Genomic DNA, 15,766 nt, shown 5'->3' with positions numbered 1-15,766 from the left:
TCGTCGAAATGGAATTGACTGGAAAAGTTGCTTTTATTACCGGTGGGACCAAAGGAATTGGCCTTGGGATAGCCCAAGCCATGATGCAGGAGGGCATTCATGTGGCCATAACTGGTCGGAATGCTGCCAGCGCTCAGGAAGTGGCTAGCGAACTGAACAGTACCTATAGCGGCACTGCCAAAGCGATCGGAATCTCATCGGACGTAAGGAGTTTTGAGAGCCAACAGCAAGCGGTTACACTTGCAGTATCCGAATTTGGGCGCATCGATTTTGTGATCGCCAATGCCGGATTGGGACATTTTGCCTCGGTTGAAGATCTGACCATCGAGCAGTGGAAGGAAACCATCGACACCAACTTGAGTGGCCCATTCTATACACTTAAAGCAACACTGGACCAGCTGATCGCTAATAAAGGCTATTATATTACCATCTCCAGCCTGGCAGGAACAAACTTCTTTGGTGCAGGTGCCGCCTACAATGCCAGTAAATTCGGCTTGACTGGATTTACCCAGGCGGCCATGATCGACCTTAGAAAACACGAGATCAAGTCGACCACCATTATGCCTGGCTCTGTAGCCACTTACTTTAATAATCATGTGCCCAATGAGGAGGACGCCTGGAAGATCCAGATCGAGGATCTGGGTCAGATTGTGGTCGATCTGTTGAAGATCCACCCCCGTACCTTGCCTAGCAAAATAGAGGTGAGACCAACAGTGCCACCCTCTGCCAGGAAATAACCATGGCCCGATTCTTGATAAAATGATAGTTGTGAAAAATCTATTGATCTTCCTACTACTAGCGGTAATCTGCTTACCGCTACATGCTCAATTGGATCAGTCCAATAAGTCGGTCCAATTTGAACAGACAGAGGATAATTTTCGCAGTCAGGAAGGCCTTAGGTTGCCAGCTAAAGAAAAACCTTCATTGTCCATCACCCGGGATAACTTCGACCCTCGCAATGTCAACCTGGAAGAAAAGGAAGAACCATTGGATATGACCAAGGACGATGGCTTGATGGAGAATAACAACGTAGACCTTACCCCCAAGTATTTTACCAAGGATAAACAGGCGACAGAGGAATATGCCAGGGATCAAAACCTGGGACAGTTCTCTACAGGTTCGGATTTTGTCAAGGTTATGTACAGGGATCACGAATACGTGGATGGGGACATGATTCGCGTCTTCGTCAATGGGGATATCGTGCAATCGCAGGTGTACCTGGGAAGTGGATTCAAGGGCATATCTGTAGCCTTGGATGAGGGAGTGAATACCATCGAATTCCAGGCCTTGAATCAGGGTGATTCGGGACCTAATACCGCAGAATTACATGTCTATAATGACGATGGGGAGATCATCTCGGCCAAGGAATGGAATTTGCTGACCGGCTATAAGGCAACTATACAAGTGTTGAAGGAGTAAAAAATTTTATTTCATAATGTAAAGTATATTTTACAAAAAGATATGTATATTTGTCAAAAGATATAATGTACTTTACATATAGTGTATGAAGAAGATCATAGAATATGACAGGCGATTGTTTAGACGACTACGTAAGTTCCATCTTCCACACAGCTGGAAAAAGGTTGGTCTGACTATCGCCATAGCGGCCTTTGTCTTGATGCTCGTAAAACGATTTGTAGACGAACCAGAGTGGGTGAAACCTTTGTTGGCAAATATCATGCTGATCGGCCTGCTGATCATTTCCATATCCAAGGAAAAAGTGGAGGATGAGATGATGGCTTCCATTCGGGCTCAATCTTATGGGATAGCCTTTGTTTCTGGTGTGATCTATGCCATTGTGCAGCCTTATGTAAACTTCGGAGTGGCCTGGTTATTGGGTTCGGAAAATCCCAATACGGATATGAGCTATTTCCAGGTGCTCGTTTTCATGCTGATCGTGCAGTTACTGTTCTTCAAACAATTCAAGCGGGCCTGTTTATGACCAATCGACTTAAAATAGAACGGGCCATACAGGACCTGACCCAAGAGGCTCTGGCCGAGCGGATCGGAGTCTCTCGTCAGACCATTAACTCCATAGAGAAGGGGCGTTATGTACCCTCGACCGTATTAGCGCTGAAGTTATCTGCGGAGTTTGGAAAACCGGTCAATGAACTATTCTTCCTAGAAAAAAGTGACTCAAACTAAAAACAGGCCTAGTAAGCGCTAGGGCGCCCCCTTTCTATTCTGATCGATAATCAAATTTTTTCGCAAAATTAGACAGGATCTCTTGAACCGGGGTAAAACGGTCAAATACCTTCAATATGCCATTGGTGAAATTATCTTGGTAGTGATTGGAATCCTCATCGCTTTGAGCATCAATAACAAAAGTGATGAGATGGCCGATCGCAAAGCCGAGCAAGCCTACTACCGCAAAACAAAACAGCTACTCAATGAGTACGCCAGGAGCATAGAATCTGTAGTGGACTATAACGCTTCATTTATTCCTTCGTTTAGGTATGGTGTAGACCTGATCGAACGTCAAGATTAAAGCCAACTGGATTCCTTGGGCAATATCATGATAGGTCTGATCAATTATTCGGATATGGATCGAAAGGGCAATATCTATGAGGCCCTTATCAAAAGTGGAGATATTAAACTGCTTCAAAATGACGGGATCATTGAGAGAATTCGCCGATTGGAGGAGACTTATTTCTATCTGAACCGCATGCAGACCATTCATTTTGATGCGGTGATGAGCCTTATTCCTCACTTGAATAAGACCATCCGATTCTCAAATAGCAAGGTAGAGAACCCCGATTTACTTTACAGTTTTGAGTCTCAAAATATGTTCATTCTGGCCTTGCACGTCATGAACGAGAAGGACCAGGTTTATCAAAGGGCATTGGAGGAAATAGATGCCATTCTTGAATTGATCGATCAGGAGATCGATTCAAAAGGATAATAACCTGCAAAAAGCGCTCTCTTATTCTTGAATTGTAGGAAGGCGCTATATTTTTCAATGGTTAGGTACAGAAAAACTAGTAGTTTGCAATGGGTGGGGGGACCCCAAAACAAAAAAGATCCTAAGATGTCAGACTCGCTTGATTCTGAATCGAACTGTTCTTTAAGGATTATCCACGAACTGCCTGTAACTCCTGAGCAACTTGTTGCACCTCGTCCAAAACTCTTAACAAGTTTCCGCTCCATAGTTTCTCGATCTGTTCCTCAGTATACCCACGTTTGACCAATTCCAAGGTTACATTGAAGGTTTCCGATGCATCACTCCAGCCAACGATTCCTCCACCGCCGTCAAAGTCACTGGATATCCCAACATGATCAATTCCGATCTTCTCGACCAAGTAGTCAATGTGATCTACAAAATCTGATACATTAACACCGGGTGGAAGGTCATCACGTTCTGCGATCTTTTTCTTTTGAACCGGTAACATCCTGTAATAGGTTTGAATATAGGCATTGCGTTCGTCTGCCGGCAGCGCCATGACCTGGGCACGCTCTAGCCATTCGATTCCCATGGAGTCGGCGATCTCTTTCATGATCTCTGTTTCGGCTTCAGCCCTTTTCTCACTTTTCTCGGTATTGAGGTAAGACTTGAACGCAACTGTTTGAACAACACCGCCGTTTTCCTTTAGCCACATCAATTGCTCGTCATCCAGGTTGCGACTGTGATCACACAGGGCTCTGGCCGAAGAATGTGATGCAATTATCGGTGCTTTGGTTAGCTCGATCATTTGGCGCATGGATTCCTTGGAAGGGTGAGAGACATCGATCATAATGCCCCATTTGTTCATCTCTGCGACGACCTCTTTTCCCAGATCGCTGAGGCCATTATGGAGCCAAACGTCATCTGCCTCCCCGGTATTGCTATCGCAAAGTTGACTGTGGCCGTTATGAGAAAGGGACATATAGCGGGCACCCATTTCGGCGAATTTCTTCACATTACCAATGTCTGTACCCACCGGATAACCATTCTCGATTCCAATCATGGCAACTAGCTTGTCCTCGGACTGAAGACGCCGGACATCATCCGAGCTTAAGGCCAGACCGATTTCATCCGGGGCATATTCATCTACCAAACGATGAATGGCCTCAAATTTGGCCATAGCGTTCTCGTATGCCTTAGCGTAACCAGCATCATTTAACGAATCCTGGCCAGTATAAACGATAAACCAGGCAACATCCAATCCGCCTTCCTTCATTTTGGGCAGATCGACCTGAGTCGAAAGTTCTTGGGTATAATTCTTATCTGTTGTGAAATTGTCAACATTAATATCACAGTGGGTATCTAGTGTAATTACCCGGTCGTGAATCTCTTTGGCCATAGCCATAGTCGGATCTTCAGAGGAGTTGTTTTCTTGCTTACAGCTTTGAAATGCATTCATCAGTATAAGGATGATAGAGAGGGAAAATAGTTTAGCGCGCATCGGTTTGGTGTTTGAATTCTATGAATTTGAAAAGTACAAAATAATAGCCTATTCAGTTCGACCGGCTACAACTTACTGGTGTATAACCACATGGGATGACGCATCATTTCCCGTAGACGGTCACCCGCACGATCTTTCCTAGTTTAACTCGGAACACCAGGACCAATTCGTAAATCTCAGGATTTCCATACCGACCTGTAATATGCTCATGATCAATAACGAAATCTCCTTGCACTATTCTGGTTTGTATTTCTGAATGAAGATTGGGCGATGCTTCAAAATAGGACTTATACCTTTCACGAACAGCTTCGGCTCCTTGCATGGTGATCTCGCCAGAAGCATCGGTAAATATCACCTGCGGATCGAAGGTCGCCATAAAGGCATCCAGGTCGCCTCGGTTATAGGATTCTAATTGGGCCTGAACCACTGCTTCGGGGCTGTTCTGACCGTAAGAAGTAAATGAAATCATGGGCAGTAACACAAGTAAAATTGTAAGAAAGGAATGTTTCATGTTTTCAAGCAATAATTTGAAACTGAAAATATCAATTTTCGCTTCAATTCATCACCAATTGGATAAATTTTTCGAATAAATGGCCTTAACATGTAACAAAACACCTTTGGACCTCGTCTTTTTTATAGGTTGGCATCAATTTTGATGCTTAAACAAAAACGATTCGCTCATGATGCGGCCGGCTCTGATCGCGATATTACTTCTTCTGATGACCACTCCCGTGGCCATAGGGCAGGTTGATTCCTTAAGTGGCCGTCAACTTCGCAATTTCCAAAAAGATCAAGTGTACAATCAGATAAAGGATCTGGTAGAATCTGGGAATTTCCAGTTTGTTGCTGTTTGGGGTCAACCGCAAACAGGCGGTCGCCTAGACCTGAATGGGAATAACAATTATGTACGGATAGAGGAAAACCGTGTTGATACCTTCCTACAGTATTTTGGTCGTGTTTACAATGGACGAATAGCCAACAGTAATAACGGCGGCATTTTGTTTAAGGGGGATATGGAGAACTGGGAGGTTCGATATGACGAAAAGAAAAGGAAGATCAACTACCGTTTTACCCACAAGACCGGTCCTGAGACCTACGAATTGATCATGCGAATTGGTGCCGGCGGAGGTGCTTCCGTAACCGTCTCCAGTAGTGCCCGGGATTTTATGAGCTTTGATGGTTATATTGAACCCTTGAAGGCAGCTGACAATCCGGGTTAGAACAATCCACTCAAGGCTTTTTGCTTAATATTTATCTTGCTCGGGTCAAAGGCAAGTTTGTCGTTCAATATGCTGGCATAGACGGATCGAAAATCAATTTTGTGGATTAGATCTCCTTTGTCCAAATGAAATAGATCCGGATTCGTCCCAATGATGTTTCCTTTTGTTTTTCCTCCGATTATCATCATCGGTGCAGCCTTACCGTGATCAGTGCCACCCCCATTATCTTTAACTCGTCTGCCAAATTCGGAGAAAATGACTAGAGTGACGTCATTGAGCAAATCACTTGACTTAAGGTCTCGGTAGAAGGCGTATATCGCCTGGTCCAATTGTTTCAGCTGCTTGGCGTGCTCATTCAACTGATTGTGATGAGTGTCATAACCTTTTTGAGAGGTGTAAAAAACCCTCGTGCTTAGATCACCTTTGATCAGTCTGGCGATCCACTGTAAATTTCGACCAAGTTTAGTTGAAGGATAATAGCCCGTGTCTGAACTCTTGTTCATGGCATCACGTATCAAATCTGCGCCTTGTTTGGTGCTGAAGGCAATCCTTCGTACAAAATCCAATTGTGGGTTATCGCTGGCAGTCGTATTTGCCTTACCGTTAAAAAGTGGTTTGAATTGGTTGGGGTTATTTACCGTAATACTATTTGGTCGTGAGCCTGTAAGGGCAAGATTATCGGCAGAATTAATTGTCACCCCGGCAACCGGTTCAATATCTTCGCATTGGATATCGAGGTATCTTCCCAGCCAACCTTTGTCCATATAAATGTTCGAGTCACTTGCGGTTTCCCAAATCTCCTGGCTGCGAAAGTGTGATCTATTAGGATTAGGATAACCGACGTTTTGAATTACGGTGAGATGGCCAGCTTGTTGAATCGATGCTATTCCTTCTAGTCTGGGATGCCATCCAAGGTCACGATTTATCCTAATTACCTGCTCTCGAGAAATAGAAATATTGGGCCGAAACGTGTAATAGAGAGAATCACTGAACGGAATTAATGTATTTAGTCCGTCATTCCCTCCATCGAGCTGAAGAAATACTACAATCCCATTTGAGCGAGATAATCCAGTTCTTCCTCCAAGCGCATGTAAAAACTGAGGAACAAGTAAATAACCACCAGTTAAGGTACCTGTTAGTGTTAAAAATTGACGTCTTTTCAAAATCAGATCAATTGAAACTCTGGTGAATTCACCATAAAATTAAACAATCGCATAACGGCTTTTGATGCTTTTGGAAGTGAAGGATCAAAATCATAACGCAAAATTTGGTTTATATCTGCTTCTATCTGGGCATTACTTTCAGATATCAGACGATTAGAGAAATTTTCAATGGTTTCTTTTGCATTATCTGTACCATTCCAACCATTACTTATTTCGATCTGTCTTTGCATACTGTTACCCATTTTAGCATTACCCATAATCAATTCAGACCGATCCAAAATAACTCCCTTACAAAGCATATTCGCAATTTTGTTTCGTTGTAAATAATACTGTGTGCTCAGCCACGACTGCCCTCCCGGCCAACCTTTTACATTAGGTTGATTGAATAAATCCATTCCCTGAGTTCGAATAAAATCAACTATGCTTAAAGCTGGTGTTTCGGAAGCGGATAATTCTTCAGTCAAATGCATCATGAAATGCAGGGGGTCCTTAATTTTTCGCGCTCGAAGGTCTCGGTCATACTCCTCTAGGAACAACTTGTTTAACAGTGGTTTGATCTCGAAGTCGACCTCTCTGAAATAATTTCCGTAATACGAAACCCATTCCTCTTTAGGCTCATCATATAAAAACCACTGCATCAACTTTCGAACAAAGAGAAAAGGTGCCGGATCTTGCTCAAAGATAATATCGACCAAATCATCCGAATCATACTTACCTGTACTCCCAAGGAAATGAACAAATCCATCGTATTTATGACGTTCTTTATAAACAGCATGAAACTCCCCAAGGCCAAGTCCAGCCAAGGCTTTAGCGCCCTCCCGGATGTCTTCCTCCGTGTAATTACCAATTCCCAGAGTAAACAGCTCAAGTAGCTCACGGCTGAGATTCTCATTGAGTTGGTCTTTTTTGTTATCAATGTTATCCAAGTACTGTACCATAGCATTGGTCCGGATCACTTGTTTAGTGAGTTCTCTAAAGTTTCCAAAAGCTTGGTTGTAGAGTAATTGATGATGCCTAAAAATCCATTCATTGACTCTAATCTTGCTAAAAGTTGAAACAAAATGATTATGCAAGAAACAGCACATCTTATCCTGTAAAGGAAATTCAGAGGACCTCATTCGATCGACCCACCAGGCTCTCAATTGTTGCGATCTTCGACCAGTTTCTCTAAAACGTGCTTTTTTATCCTCGGTAGACAGTTTCCTCATCTCTTTCCTTAAACTCTGGAGGCTGCTAAGGCTATTCGGTTCATTGTCTAGAAATGACGGTCTTTCAAGCCCAGAATTTGAAACAAAGGATCGATTCAAAAAACCTGAAAGTCCCATTGAATTAATTTGTTCAGCCTGTTTTCTGGAATATCCGAGACGTAATGACCATAAAGAGGAGCGATCCATCATGTTTACTTACTTGACTTTAGGACAGTTTAGGAGGCCGAGGGTTTAATTGGGACATCCTGTGCTTTAAATATAGGCATATACGACATTCTGATCCATTTAGATTGTAACAAATTAGACTTCAGGTCATCCAATAAGGAAACAACCAACAAAATGAAAGCATTTCTCACCCTTTTGCTCTTGTCGGTTTCCCTACTGGCAACAGCTCAACAAGACATCAATGCTGAACAGTGGCGTTCAGACCTTCAATTTCTAAGACAAACGATACACACCGATTATCCTTTTCTGCTGCGGAAAACAAGTAAAGAAGCATTTGACGCTGCTGTGGACAAATTGGACCAGGAAATCCCACAATTAGAATCGCATCAGATCATCGTTGGAATGATGCGAATCGTTTCCTCCATTCAGTATGGTCATACAGCCATGAGTTCAAGGGAATGGCCAACAGAGAATCACAGACTGCCATTAAACTATTATTGGTTCAGCGATGGTATCTACATTCAGGGCGCGCACAAAGACTATGAGGATATTGTCGGCACACGACTGGTTGCGATAGAAGGTATGCCAGTAGACAATGTACTAAATGCCATTAAGCCGGTGGTGCCTGTAGAGAATGATCAATTCTTTAAGGCCTATGGTTTGGGCTATATGAATATAGCTGAAGTCTTGCACGCTCAAGGGATAACTAAAGAACTCAAAAATGAAATCGAACTGACCGTAGAAAAAGACGGAAAAGAGCTGAGGCGAAGTGTAGGGGCCATGGCCTTGTCCAAATTGACTGATGTCCCGCTCCGATATGGAATGATGTATACCGAAGGAGATTGGATCGGCCTGGGAACAGGAGAAGAGGCTCCTCTTTATTTGAGCGACCTGGATCGGATTTACACCTATAAATATCTGCCCGAGAAGAAGGCCTTGTATGTCAGACAAAGTCAGGTACAAGACGATTCAATAGCCGACATACCTACTTTTTATAACGAGGTTTTTGACTTCATTGCGAAGAACGACGTGGATAAATTGGTTCTGGATGTCCGGTTAAACGGAGGAGGGAACAATTACAAGAATAAACCGGTAGTGACGGGAATAATCCGCAGTGAAAAGATCAATAAAGAAGGACACTTTATGGTGATCACAGGCCGTAGAACTTTTTCAGCCTGCCAGAATTTAGTCAACGAATTGGACAATTATACCTACGTTGTTTTTGTGGGCGAACCAACAGCAGAAAACATCAATTTTTACGGGGATACAAACAGGGTAGTACTCCCTGAAAGCGAGATCCCGGTCTTTTTGTCGTTTGCCTGGTGGCAGGATAAACCTCAATGGGAGAATGGTCCCTGGATCGCTCCACATGTGGCGACAGACCAGAGCTTTGCACAGTTCATGGCAGGAGAGGACCCAGCTTTGGATGCTGCGCTCAATTTCTCAATGGACGATCTGATCTTGGACCCCATGGAGCACTTCACCAATTTGTTCATGACAGGTCAGATCGATAAACTTAGATCGGATGCCAAAGCCATGACCAAGGATGACCGCTATCGTTTCTTTGATTTCGAGGGTGAATTCAACAAGACCGGTTATCGGCTATTATCGCAGGGTCAGACCCAAGAGGCAGTATTTGTTTTTCAACTCGTTCTAGAGTCTTATCCAAATTCAGCAAATGCCTGGTATAGTCTAGGCGATGGCCTAAGAGCCATGGGCGACAAGGCCCAGGCTAAAGAAGCTTATCAGAAATCTGCGGCCATGGAACCAGGAACTGATCTTGCAGCAGAATCCCTGAAGAAGGCTTCAGAACTAGAGAATTAAAGTCTTTTAAAGACCGGATGAACCCTTTAGGACCTCTCTGAGTTTATATATCAGTATCGTTCCAGAAAGGACGAGGGTCACTGCGTTACCCAGAATTATGGGCAATTGCTTCTCCTGTATCCCATAGATCACCCATAGGGTTACACCGCTAACAAAGAGCAGGTACATGGGTAGGGACAATTGTCTGGTCTGTCCGCTACGGATTATTTTCAGGGCTTGGGGCAGAAAGCTGATCGTTGTCAGAAAGGCTGCCGCGTTGCCAATGATGCTTGTCAATTGCATAAGCCGGAATTAACGATTTACAATGCAAAATTCGGATGCTTACGTTGTGAATTGATATAGCTGGTCGACAGATTGTTATGCTATTTTAACCGCTTATAAAAAAGGCAACCCGCCAATGGCGGGTTGTATATGGGGCAAACCTTCCCTTGGGCTCGCCGGTCTGTGATTAGGATTCCAGGTTAACACACATACGGTCTGTTTACCGGGTCGAAGGTTCCAAACTGCAACCCTCTTTCTCCTTCATTGGGCAAGAACGATACTCGCCTCTGGGCCTCTCTTTTCATCTGCTGGTGGATACTCCGTATGCTTTTCATGACACTGAAATTTATCGGTTCATCTGTTACGGTCTATCTAAACCGTCGCTTGGTGTTCCACGCATAACCTTTACTTTCTTTAGGTCGTTCTGTCAAGGTGTTTCGGTCTAATGTTCTCATGATTGTTTGAATTAAAAGATTAACTGTTCGTTGATTGATTGATTTGACTTATCTAAAGCGACGTTTGGCGTTCCAATTGTAGGCTCTGCTTGCCCGTGGCTTGTCGATGATTTGAATTGATTTTTTCATTTTGATTGATGTATTTGTTATATAGACGACTGGATTTTCTTCTTGTTACAGTACTATGTATAACAAAGTACATAATTAACGTATTTTAACAGAAAACAAGGGGTTAGGGGGCAGTCTTATTAAATTTTTAAGAGCATAGCCATATAACAAGCATGCGGATTGGCTAATTTAACCGGATGAAATACCTTAATCCTCTAATTGTTTTACTCGTTTACAATATATCCCATGCCCAGTATGCCCAAAGAGATTGGGAGGATCGGGATCAGTGGATGCCTTTGGAGGCTTTGTTTGAAATGGCAAAACTGCAAGAAGGTATGGATGTGGCCGATATCGGCTGTCACGAAGGTTACCTCAGTTTTCATTTGGCCAACCTGCTGGGAGATCAAGGCACCGTTTATGCCGTTGATGTAAGAGCAGATCGGCTCAAAACCTTGCAGCAGAAAGCCGACAAGGATGGAGTAGACAACATCAATACGATACTGGGAACCTATTCCAGCCCTCAGTTGACCGAGGGAGTATTGGATATCATTTTTATCGTTGATACCTATCACGAGATCGGTGACTACGTAATCTATCTGACCAATTTAAAAGACTATCTGAAGCCAGGGGGCAGACTAGTCATCTTGGAAAAGCTCAAAACGGAACATGTTGGTAAACCCAGGCAACAACAAGCCTTTGGGCATACCTTGGCCATGGAGTACGTAGTAGCGGAGCTTCAGGAGGCAGGCTATAAAATAGTAGATCGGCGTCATGATATGGGCCATTGGGAGCGAAATGAGGAGAAGATCATCTGGACGGTGGTGGCAGAGGTCCGATGAGAATTTTCATCAGAATGGTTTCTAGATTCATCGGATTTTCTCAACTTGTGGTTTCATGGAAACTTCCACCTGGTATCAGGTAAATAATGAGAGCGAACTGGATACTCCCGGGCTATTGATCTACCCGGATAGGGTCGCTCATAATATTCGGTCCATGTTGGAGATGACCGGTAGTCCACAGCGGCTTATGCCTCATCTAAAGACCAATAAATGTTCCGCAGTGATCAACCTCCTGCTCAATGCCGGAATAAGACAATTCAAGGTTTCGACCATTGCCGAGGCGGAGTTGGCCGCAATCTGCGGTGCCCAGACCATTTTACTGGCCCATCAACTGGTGGGGCCTAAGATCGACCGATTGTTTCGCCTGATAGAGCGTTATCCGGAAACGGAATTCCACGCCTTGGTCGATCAACATGATGCCGTTCAAAACTTGAATAAAGGGGCCGAGCATCATGGAGAAGACTTGGGAGTCTGGATCGATGTGAATTCCGGGATGAATCGTTCCGGTATTTCTCCCTCATACGAACTGTTGGACCTCGCTCATTTTCTGGCAGATCAAACTTCCTTAAGACTTATTGGGTTACATGTGTACGACGGTCATTTAAGACAGTCCGATTTCGAGCAGCGCAAAAGGCAGGTGGTTGATGAATTTGAACATGTGCTGGATCAGTTCAATGAACTTAAAGCAAAACATCCCAAGTTGCTTTTGGTTGCAGGAGGGACCCCATCCTTCTGTGTTCATGCGCAATTCCCGGATAGGATCTGCTCTCCCGGAACCTGTGTATTCTGGGATTGGGGGTATAGCGAGAAACTCCCTGAGCAAGCTTTCCAATTTGGTGTAGTACTGGTAAGCCGAGTGATCTCTCAACCCGCCCCTGGATTGGTGACCCTGGACATGGGACATAAGGCTGTGGCACCAGAAAATCCGATCGATAAACGGATACTTTGGCTAAACCGAAAGGGGGAATTAATTGCACAAAGCGAAGAGCACGGCATAGTCTCTGTGAGTCCTGATTCAGAAGTACATCTCGGTGACCTGTGGTATGGTATTCCTTATCATATCTGCCCTACCATCAACCTTTATCGGGAATTGCAAGTAGTCAGAAATGGATCCATTTCGGATACCTGGGAAGTGCTGGGTTCACAACGAAAATTGAATGTATGAATTTGAAGACCGACCTCTCTGAACAAAACATCCTGGTTACCGGTGCTTCCAAAGGCATAGGAGCCAGCCTGGTGCAACATCTGATGCAGGCTGGCGCGCGCACGGGAGTTCATTATCGATCCGGCAGCAAAGAAGCTTTTAGATTGATCGATCAGTTTGATCGCAACGGCTCCAAGACATTTCAGGCCGATCTTTCCTCACTAGAAGAAACACGGCAGTTGTTTGAAGCCGTTATTGAGAATTTTGAACGATTGGATACCTTGGTTATTAATGCCGGGATATTTGAGCCGCATGCGGTAAGTATGAATACAGATCAGTGGTTGGAGGTTTGGCAAAAGACCTTGGATGTTAATTTGAATGCGGCAGGTCTATTGACCAAATTGGCCATAGAACATTTCCGGACCCAGGGTGGTGGGAGGATTATCTATGTTGGCAGCAGGGCCGCTTTTAGGGGAGAAACACGGGAATATTTGGCTTATGCAGCCTCCAAGGGAGGACTTACCTCTCTGGCGCGGACCGTGGCTCGCTCTTTTGGAAAAGAAGGCATTAAAGCATTTGTGATCGCCCCTGGGTTCACAAGAACACAAATGGCCGAGTCCTTTATTGAGTCCCACGGGGAAGAACGGGTACTGTCCGAAATTTCCCTGACCGAACTGACCAGACCAGAAGATCTTGCCCCTCTTTTTCTTCTACTTTGTAGTGGTTTGATGGATCACGCCACCGGTACCACAATAGACGTTAATGCCGGAAGTTATATACACTAAGGAGGAAGATTTGTTCGGTTTTTACGCCCTTTTCCCACTTTGTAGTTAACTTGAGCACGCTTACAACATGTTTATCTATGAAAAAGAATTACACCATCAACAGGGTACGTAGCTTTGCTATCTTATTGATGTTATTTGTTTACGGAGGTCAGGTTTTTGCACAAGCTGAACTTCCAAGGGAGATACTGGACGATGCGAGAATAGTGATCGATCGCGCCTTGATGCAAAAGGGGCCAGCTTGGAGACAACGCACTTCCGATCTGCTCACAACCCAAGTGAATGTTGACCAGAACGGAAATGATATTTTAGGTGACGCAGCCAATGAACCATCTATTGCGATAGACCCGACGAATCCCGATCGGATTGTGATCGGCTGGAGACAATTCGATACTACCGAGAGTAATTTCAGGCAGGCCGGTTATGGTTATTCTGAGGACGGGGGCAAACCTTTATTTTTCCCGGAGTTTTGGATCCCGGGCTCTTCCGATCAGATCCTGTACTGGATTTTGATTCTCAAGGGAACTTCTTCTACAACAGTCTTCAAGGAGATTTTACCTGTGATGTCTTTAGGATCACCGATGGCGGAACCGAGTGGTCGGAACCTGTTCCCGCCAATGGAGGAGACAAGCAATGGATGCGTATTGATAGAAGTGGGGGAGTTGGTGACGGAAACAACTACTCCTACTGGAATGTATCCTTTACTACCTGTGATGGAGATTTTACCAGATCTATCGATGGCGCCCAATCCTTTGAGGATTGTGAATTTGTTGCAGACAGTCCTCGCTGGGGTACGTTGGCCGTCGGACCTGATGGTGTTTTGCACATAGTAGGTGTTTCCAATGGTGAAATGAAGCTAATCTCTTCTTCCAATGCCCAACAACCGGGAAGTGAGATCGTTTGGGATCAGGTAACCACCATAGACCTTGGTGGCGTTCTAAACGTAACACCTCCGGTCAATCCGCAAGGACTAATGGGACAGGCTTGGGTGGATGTAGACCAGAATACCGGAGATATCTACGTGTTGGCGTCGGTGACCCGTAACGATGAAAGTGGTGATCCATCCGATGTGATGTTCGCACGATCTTCAGACGGTGGAGCAAGTTTTAGTCCACCTGTCCGTGTCAATACCGACCCAGGAACTGAGGCTTATCAATGGTTTGGCACGATGTCTGTTGCCCCGAATGGTCGCATTGATGCAGTTTGGCTGGATACAAGAGACGCGGACAATCAGATTGACTCCGTACTCTATTACTCCTATTCCGAGGATGGCGGACTAAGTTGGGAAACTGAAGAGGCTATCTCTCCATCTTTCGACCCCAGTATAGGCTATCCGCAACAAAATAAAATGGGAGATTATTTCGATATGGTTTCTGACGATGAGGCGGCCCACCTGGCCTGGGTGAACACGATTAACGGTGGTCAGGATGTTTATTATTCGCGTATAAGCCCTCAGATTCTGTCTAGCCCTAGAGTATTACCAGGCTTGACCAGACTGGATATCTATCCCAATCCGTTTTCCGACCGCCTACATGTCGATCTGGACCTGGATGAACCATCAACTACCTCGATCAAAGTTTATAATCTTCTTGGGCAAGAAGTTACAAGTATAATAGACGCTGAGTTATCCGGTATTCAAAAACTCGTATGGAATGCAGGGGATCAGGTGGCAGGACTCTACTTGGTTGAGATCAGTATTAACGGTATTAAGGAAGTTCGTAAGGTCCTGTTGCAATAATGACTAATACTTGATCTTAAAGAAGATCACATTATTAAAGGGTTCTACCTCGGAAAGAATAGCACATTCCCCAGATAGCATGACCACCAAGAGAACAGTCATGGGTAATGAACAGAAGGGAGGATGGAAGGAATACGGCCAATGGCAAGTTCAGACCTAACAGGGGCAGGTTCGACTTTATTATCGCTCTACCTTGGGCAAACAGCAGTTTGTACCCTTTTATAAATTGGCAAATGGCGACTTCTTCATTGCAGAAGGGATCAGCATTGTTAAACAAGGAGCCACCATCTGTCCGGGATAGGTTTTTATTAAATGTTTTGTTTTAAGAAAAATCTCGCAACAATGGTCATAGGAGATATGTGGGGTCCTGACTTATTGCGTTAATGATGAATGGCATAACTACTCGCTTTGGCCAGTTCTATCAATACCTCATTCCATGCTTTCAAGCGCTCGGCCCATGTTTTCACAGGCTTTCTC

General features: G+C 44.4%; 20 protein-coding genes. 14 read left to right on the top strand and 6 right to left on the bottom strand.

The features are described 5' to 3' along the window. Positions 1-8 precede the first annotated feature (8 nt). The 6 genes from BST85_RS05565 (at position 9) to BST85_RS05540 (ending at position 2,902) form a co-directional block, all read left to right on the top strand. Positions 9-737 (top strand): SDR family oxidoreductase, encoded by a 729-nt coding sequence (locus BST85_RS05565; protein WP_181039968.1) that lies wholly within the window; start codon positions 9-11, stop codon positions 735-737. 31 nt (positions 738-768) lie between these two features. Next, positions 769-1,419 carry a hypothetical protein gene (locus BST85_RS05560; RefSeq protein ID WP_146090664.1) on the top strand — a complete coding sequence of 217 codons (651 nt, stop codon included), beginning with the start codon at positions 769-771 and terminating at the stop codon, positions 1,417-1,419. An 85-nt stretch (positions 1,420-1,504) separates the two neighbouring features. Continuing rightward, entirely contained in the window at positions 1,505-1,942 is a 438-nt protein-coding gene (locus BST85_RS05555; RefSeq protein WP_104812346.1) for a hypothetical protein, read from the top strand. After that, positions 1,939-2,145 carry a helix-turn-helix transcriptional regulator gene (locus tag BST85_RS05550; protein ID WP_104812345.1) on the top strand — a complete coding sequence of 69 codons (207 nt, stop codon included), beginning with the start codon at positions 1,939-1,941 and terminating at the stop codon, positions 2,143-2,145. Before BST85_RS05555 ends, BST85_RS05550 begins: the two co-directional genes overlap by 4 nt. 82 nt (positions 2,146-2,227) lie before the next feature. Next, entirely contained in the window at positions 2,228-2,488 is a 261-nt protein-coding gene (locus BST85_RS05545; protein ID WP_104812344.1) for a hypothetical protein, read from the top strand. A gap of 54 nt (positions 2,489-2,542) precedes the next feature. Next, a complete protein-coding gene (locus BST85_RS05540; protein ID WP_181039967.1) occupies positions 2,543-2,902 on the top strand; it encodes a hypothetical protein in 360 nt (119 codons plus the stop codon). Positions 2,903-3,071: 169 nt separating this feature from the next. Here the strand turns inward: BST85_RS05540 and BST85_RS05535 are convergent, their stop codons facing one another. After that, a complete protein-coding gene (locus BST85_RS05535) occupies positions 3,072-4,382 on the bottom strand; it encodes a dipeptidase (protein ID WP_104812342.1) in 1,311 nt (436 codons plus the stop codon). Between the two features lie 103 nt (positions 4,383-4,485). Then, entirely contained in the window at positions 4,486-4,851 is a 366-nt protein-coding gene (locus tag BST85_RS05530; protein WP_181039966.1) for a nuclear transport factor 2 family protein, read from the bottom strand. Between the two features lie 211 nt (positions 4,852-5,062). On the opposite strand from BST85_RS05530, the gene BST85_RS05525 reads away from it, so the two are divergent. After that, the gene (locus tag BST85_RS05525; protein WP_104812340.1) at positions 5,063-5,602 is read left to right on the top strand and encodes a DUF4251 domain-containing protein; all 540 of its coding nucleotides are present in this window, start codon (positions 5,063-5,065) and stop codon (positions 5,600-5,602) included. Here the strand turns inward: BST85_RS05525 and BST85_RS05520 are convergent. Both BST85_RS05520 and BST85_RS05515 read right to left on the bottom strand, forming a co-directional pair. Next, positions 5,599-6,765: a DUF1501 domain-containing protein gene (locus BST85_RS05520; RefSeq protein WP_104812339.1), complete on the bottom strand. Its 1,167-nt coding sequence runs from the start codon at positions 6,763-6,765 to the stop codon at positions 5,599-5,601. The two genes, BST85_RS05525 and BST85_RS05520, sit on opposite strands and share 4 nt — an antisense overlap. 2 nt (positions 6,766-6,767) lie before the next feature. Then, positions 6,768-8,162 (bottom strand): DUF1800 family protein, encoded by a 1,395-nt coding sequence (locus BST85_RS05515; RefSeq protein ID WP_104812338.1) that lies wholly within the window; start codon positions 8,160-8,162, stop codon positions 6,768-6,770. A gap of 150 nt (positions 8,163-8,312) precedes the next feature. Between BST85_RS05515 and BST85_RS05510 the strand changes: the two genes are divergently transcribed. Next, positions 8,313-9,962 (top strand): tetratricopeptide repeat protein, encoded by a 1,650-nt coding sequence (locus BST85_RS05510; protein WP_104812337.1) that lies wholly within the window; start codon positions 8,313-8,315, stop codon positions 9,960-9,962. Positions 9,963-9,968: 6 nt separating this feature from the next. Here the strand turns inward: BST85_RS05510 and BST85_RS05505 are convergent, their stop codons facing one another. Together BST85_RS05505 and BST85_RS14570 are read right to left on the bottom strand one after the other, a co-directional pair. Then, positions 9,969-10,244: a SemiSWEET transporter gene (locus tag BST85_RS05505; RefSeq protein WP_104812336.1), complete on the bottom strand. Its 276-nt coding sequence runs from the start codon at positions 10,242-10,244 to the stop codon at positions 9,969-9,971. Between the two features lie 179 nt (positions 10,245-10,423). Next, positions 10,424-10,558, bottom strand: a complete 135-nt coding sequence (locus BST85_RS14570) for a hypothetical protein (RefSeq protein WP_281259688.1) — start codon at positions 10,556-10,558, stop codon at positions 10,424-10,426. A 425-nt stretch (positions 10,559-10,983) separates the two neighbouring features. Between BST85_RS14570 and BST85_RS05500 the strand changes: the two genes are divergently transcribed. From BST85_RS05500 to BST85_RS14310, 6 genes are all read left to right on the top strand, one after another. Then, positions 10,984-11,625, top strand: a complete 642-nt coding sequence (locus tag BST85_RS05500) for a class I SAM-dependent methyltransferase (RefSeq protein ID WP_104812335.1) — start codon at positions 10,984-10,986, stop codon at positions 11,623-11,625. Positions 11,626-11,680: 55 nt separating this feature from the next. Then, complete coding sequence (locus BST85_RS05495) at positions 11,681-12,790, top strand: D-TA family PLP-dependent enzyme (protein WP_104812334.1); 1,110 nt, start codon at positions 11,681-11,683, stop codon at positions 12,788-12,790. Further along, a complete protein-coding gene (locus BST85_RS05490) occupies positions 12,787-13,554 on the top strand; it encodes an SDR family NAD(P)-dependent oxidoreductase (protein WP_104812333.1) in 768 nt (255 codons plus the stop codon). Before BST85_RS05495 ends, BST85_RS05490 begins: the two co-directional genes overlap by 4 nt. Before the next feature lie 77 nt (positions 13,555-13,631). After that, positions 13,632-14,381, top strand: coding sequence for a hypothetical protein (locus BST85_RS14465; protein WP_245917642.1), 750 nt, complete (start codon positions 13,632-13,634; stop codon positions 14,379-14,381). 20 nt (positions 14,382-14,401) lie between these two features. Continuing rightward, positions 14,402-15,289 carry a T9SS type A sorting domain-containing protein gene (locus BST85_RS14685; protein WP_342750438.1) on the top strand — a complete coding sequence of 296 codons (888 nt, stop codon included), beginning with the start codon at positions 14,402-14,404 and terminating at the stop codon, positions 15,287-15,289. A 10-nt stretch (positions 15,290-15,299) separates the two neighbouring features. Further along, the gene (locus BST85_RS14310) at positions 15,300-15,449 is read left to right on the top strand and encodes a hypothetical protein (RefSeq protein ID WP_181039964.1); all 150 of its coding nucleotides are present in this window, start codon (positions 15,300-15,302) and stop codon (positions 15,447-15,449) included. The last annotated feature ends 317 nt before the right edge of the window (positions 15,450-15,766 follow it).

It is taken from the genome of Aureitalea marina (assembly GCF_002943755.1).
Lineage (GTDB): Bacteria > Bacteroidota > Bacteroidia > Flavobacteriales > Flavobacteriaceae > Aureitalea > Aureitalea marina.
This window is presented reverse-complemented; position numbering and strand designations above follow the sequence as displayed.